The organism is Pseudomonas sp. SDO5522_S412 (assembly GCF_054071215.1).
In genome coordinates, this window is record NZ_JBSVWQ010000363.1 from 1 (window position 1) to 3,644 (window position 3,644).

The 3,644-nt window shown below is 63.4% G+C and carries 3 protein-coding genes; all 3 read left to right on the forward strand.

What is annotated here, in order from left to right:
- Nucleotides 1–125 precede the first annotated feature (125 nt).
- The 3 genes from ACW9I6_RS31440 to hutG are packed head-to-tail and all read left to right on the forward strand — an operon-like array spanning nucleotide 126 to nucleotide 3,569.
- On the forward strand, nucleotides 126–1,535 hold the full coding sequence (locus ACW9I6_RS31440; RefSeq protein ID WP_003209267.1) for an amino acid permease: 1,410 nt from the start codon (nucleotides 126–128) through the stop codon (nucleotides 1,533–1,535).
- Nucleotides 1,536–1,551: 16 nt separating this feature from the next.
- A complete protein-coding gene (gene hutI / locus ACW9I6_RS31445; protein ID WP_457340207.1) occupies nucleotides 1,552–2,757 on the forward strand; it encodes an imidazolonepropionase in 1,206 nt (401 codons plus the stop codon).
- 11 nt (nucleotides 2,758–2,768) lie between these two features.
- Nucleotides 2,769–3,569 carry an N-formylglutamate deformylase gene (gene hutG, locus ACW9I6_RS31450; RefSeq protein ID WP_457340208.1) on the forward strand — a complete coding sequence of 267 codons (801 nt, stop codon included), beginning with the start codon at nucleotides 2,769–2,771 and terminating at the stop codon, nucleotides 3,567–3,569.
- The last annotated feature ends 75 nt before the right edge of the window (nucleotides 3,570–3,644 follow it).

Consider the following 3,644-nt stretch of genomic DNA (forward strand, 5'->3'; position numbering starts at 1 on the left):
GGAACAGGCAACACTTTCGTAGCCTGACCCACCGCTATCGCAGCCTCGCTGGGGCTCGACAGCTCCCACATTTGATCTTCTACAGATTCGAATTTTCTCAGGATAAAAATAATTAAGGACGAGAAATGCACCAGCAAGAAAAGACGTTAAAACGCGGGCTCTCCGCCCGACATATTCGCTTCATGGCCCTCGGTTCCGCGATCGGTACCGGGCTGTTCTACGGCTCTGCCTCCGCCATCCAGATGGCCGGCCCGGCCGTGCTCCTGGCCTACCTGATCGGTGGCGCCGCGGTGTTCATGGTCATGCGCGCCCTCGGCGAAATGGCCGTGCATAACCCGGTGTCCGGCTCCTTCGGCCAGTACGCCAGTACCTACCTGGGCCCGATGGCCGGCTTTATCCTCGGCTGGACCTACGCCTTTGAAATGATCATCGTCTGCCTCGCCGACGTCACCGCCTTCGGCATCTACATGGGCTTCTGGTTTCCCGAAGTCGCGCGCTGGGTCTGGGTGCTGGGCATCGTGTTGCTGATCGGCGGCCTGAACCTGTGCAACGTCAAAGTCTTTGGCGAAATGGAGTTCTGGCTGTCGCTGCTCAAGGTCGGTGCCATTGTCGCAATGATCCTCGGCGGCTTCGGCATCATGCTGTTCGGCATTCACTCGGCGGGCGAAGCACCCGCTACCGGCCTCAGCAACCTGTGGGCTCACGGTGGCTTCATGCCGAACGGCGTGGGTGGCTTGATCGCGTCCTTCGCGGTGGTGATGTTTGCGTTTGGCGGCATCGAAATCATCGGCATCACCGCCGGCGAAGCCAAGGACCCGCAGCGGGTGATCCCCAAGGCAATCAACGCCGTGCCGTTGCGTATCCTGCTGTTCTACGTGCTGACGTTGTTTGTGCTGATGGCGATCTACCCGTGGCCGCAGATCGGCAGCCAGGGCAGCCCGTTCGTGCAGATCTTCAGCAACCTGGGGATAGGCTCGGCGGCGACCATCCTTAACATTGTGGTGATCTCGGCCGCCGTCTCGGCCATCAACAGCGACATCTTCGGCGCCGGTCGCATGATGTATGGCCTGGCCCAGCAAGGGCAGGCGCCCAAGGGCTTTGCCCAACTGTCGAGCCAGGGCGTGCCGTGGATGACCGTAGTGGTGATGGGCGCCGCGTTGCTCGGCGGTGTGGTGCTCAATTACCTGATCCCGGAAAACGTGTTCCTGGTCATCGCCTCGATTGCGACCTTCGCCACGGTGTGGGTATGGCTGATGATCCTGGTCACCCAGGTGGCCATGCGTCGCTCGATGACCAGGGAACAGATTGCCGAGCTGAAATTCCCGGTGCCGTTCTGGCCCTACGCGCCAGCGGCCGCCATCGTGTTCATGCTGTTCATCTTCGGCGTGCTGGGTTACTTCCCGGACACCCAGGCCGCTCTTATGGTCGGCGCCGTGTGGATCGTCTTGCTGATCGTCGCCTATCTGCTGTGGGTCAAGCCCGCCGCCGGGCAAACGGCCAAGGTCCACTACGACCCGGCTTTGTCTCATCGATAACCTAATGGAGGCGTTGATGAAAACGCTTTGGCAACACTGCCACGTTGCAACCATGGCCCAGGGCAACTACTCGATCATCGAGGACGCCGCCATTGTTACCTCGGGCACGCTCATCGAGTGGATCGGCCCGCGCGCCGATCTGCCGGATGCGAGCTACGCAACCACCCATGACCTGCAAGGGGCGTGGGTCACGCCCGGGCTGATCGACTGCCACACCCACACGGTGTTCGGCGGCAATCGCAGCGGCGAGTTCGAGCAGCGGCTGCAAGGCGTGAGCTACGCCGAGATCGCAGCGGCCGGTGGCGGTATTGCCAGCACCGTGCGCGCCACGCGTGCGGCGAGCGAAGATGAACTGTTTGCCAGCGGCCACAAGCGCCTGCGCAGTTTGCTGCGCGACGGTGTAACCACCGTCGAGATCAAGTCCGGCTACGGCCTGGACCTGGCCAGCGAGCGCAAGATTTTGCGGGTGATCCGTCGCCTCGGCGCCGAGTTGCCGGTCAGTGTGCGCAGCACCTGCCTGGCGGCGCATGCGTTGCCGCCGGAGTACGTGGACCGGGCCGATGCCTACATCGATCACATCTGCACCGAAATGCTCCCGGCGCTGGCAGCGGAAGGCCTGGTGGACGCGGTCGACGCCTTCTGTGAGTACCTGGCGTTCTCACCGGAGCAGGTGGAGCGCGTGTTCATCGCCGCCCGGAAACTTGGCTTGCCGGTAAAACTGCACGCCGAACAGTTGTCGTCCCTGCATGGCTCCAGCCTGGCGGCGCGTTACCAGGCGCTGTCGGCGGACCACCTGGAATTCATGACCGAGGAAGACGCCATCGCCATGGCCGCTTCCGGCACCGTCGCGGTGCTGCTGCCGGGCGCGTTCTACTTGCTGCGGGAAACCCAGTTGCCGCCGATGGATGCCCTGCGCAAGCACGGCGTGAAGATCGCGATCGCCAGCGACCTCAACCCGGGCACCTCGCCGGCGTTGTCGGTGCGCTTGATGCTGAACATGGCCTGCACCCTGTTCCGCATGACCCCGGAAGAAGCCCTGGCCGGCGCCACGCAACACGCGGCCACCGCCCTGGGCCTGGGCAACAGCCATGGCTCGCTGGAAGTGGGCAAGGTCGCGGATTTTGTCGCCTGGCAGATTGATCGTCCCGCCGACCTGGCCTACTGGCTGGGTGGCGAGCTGGATAAACGCGTCGTGCGCCACGGCGTCGAAGTCACCGTTTAAGGAGTACCGCTGTGGATAAGGTTCTGAACTTCAAACAAGGCCGTGTGCCGCTGCTGATCAGCATGCCCCACGCGGGGCTGCGCCTGACGCCGGCGGTGCAAGCCGGGCTGATCCCCGAGGCGCAAAGCCTGCCGGACACCGACTGGCACATTCCCACGCTGTATGACTTCGCCGAAGCGCTGGGCGCCAGCACTCTGGCGGCGGAGTATTCGCGCTTTGTCATCGACCTGAACCGGCCTTCAGACGACAAGCCGCTGTACGTTGGCGCAACCACCGGCCTGTACCCGGCGACGCTGTTTGACGGTGTGCCGCTGTTCCGCGAAGGCCTGGAACCGTCCAAGGCCGAGCGCGCCACGTACCTGGAGCAGGTGTGGACGCCGTATCACCGCACCCTGAAAAACGAACTGGCCCGGCTCAAGGCCGAGTTCGGTTATGCGCTGCTGTTTGATGCGCACTCGATCCGCTCGGTGATCCCGCACCTGTTCGAAGGCAAGCTGCCGGACTTCAACCTCGGCACCTTCAACGGCGCGGCCTGCGATCCGCAGCTGGCCAGCGAACTGGAAGCCATCTGTGCCGGCCACCCGCAGTACAGCCATGTGCTCAACGGGCGCTTCAAGGGCGGGCACATCACCCGTCACTACGGCAACCCGGCCGAGAACATCCACGCCGTGCAGCTGGAGTTGGGGCAGTGCACCTACATGGAAGAGTTTGAGCCCTTCCGTTATCGCGCCGACCTGGCCGAGCCGACGCGGGTGGTGTTGAAGGAACTGCTGGAAGGGTTCCTGGCGTGGGGCAAGCGGCATTACTCCTGAGTGGCGTCGCTGCTGAGATAGCTTTCGCGAGCAAGCCCGCTCCCACATTCGACCGTGTTTCTTCAGGAGGAACAC